This window comes from Pedobacter sp. ASV12, from assembly GCF_016429155.1.
In the GTDB taxonomy this organism is placed as follows: Bacteria; Bacteroidota; Bacteroidia; order Sphingobacteriales; family Sphingobacteriaceae; genus Pedobacter.
This window is the reverse complement of record NZ_JAELUC010000229.1, coordinates 1-573: the sequence shown is the minus strand read 5'-3', so window position 1 is coordinate 573 and position 573 is coordinate 1. Positions and strand designations below refer to the sequence as shown.

Annotated in this window: 2 protein-coding genes; both read left to right on the top strand. The window is 39.4% G+C overall.

From position 1 onward, the window contains the following. The first annotated feature begins 30 nt into the window (after positions 1 to 30). The gene (locus tag JHD69_RS20050; RefSeq protein ID WP_441339504.1) at positions 31 to 372 is read left to right on the top strand and encodes a hypothetical protein; all 342 of its coding nucleotides are present in this window, start codon (positions 31 to 33) and stop codon (positions 370 to 372) included. Between the two features lie 19 nt (positions 373 to 391). Continuing rightward, the coding region (locus JHD69_RS20045; RefSeq protein WP_199142106.1) for a hypothetical protein at positions 392 to 573 on the top strand (182 nt) is incomplete at its 3' end.

The window sequence follows — 573 nt, the reverse complement described above, 5'->3', positions numbered from 1 at the left end:
AGATGTGTATAAGAGACAGAAGTTACCGTTATTGGAGAGGTAAACAAACCTTCGAGTTTTACCATCCCCGGCGATCACATTAACCTTTTAGAGGCTTTGGGAATGGCTGGCGATATGACGGTTTATGGCAAACGAGACAATGTGCTCATTATTAGGGAGCAAAATGGTCAAAGGATTATGAAAAGGCTCAACCTCAATCAGCAAGATGTACTTAATTCTCCATTTTTTATCCTTAAGCAAAATGATATCGTTTATGTAGAGCCTGATAAATCGAAAGCGATAGAATATAGTCCGAATACCCGAATTATGCCTGTAGTTATTGCTTCTATATCGGCAGTTGCGGTATTGATTACTGCAGTTTTAAGAAAATAACCCATTCAACACAAAGATCATGTCTTCAGAAAATCATTTAAACGGGGCAACAGACTTTGCAACATCCATCAAAGGGTTTGTTAAAAACTGGCCTTACTTTTTAATCAGTATCGCGGTTTGCCTGATTTTGGTTTATGGCTTCTTATACATTACCCCGCCTGTCTCTTATACACATCTGACGCTGCCGACGAACCACGACAT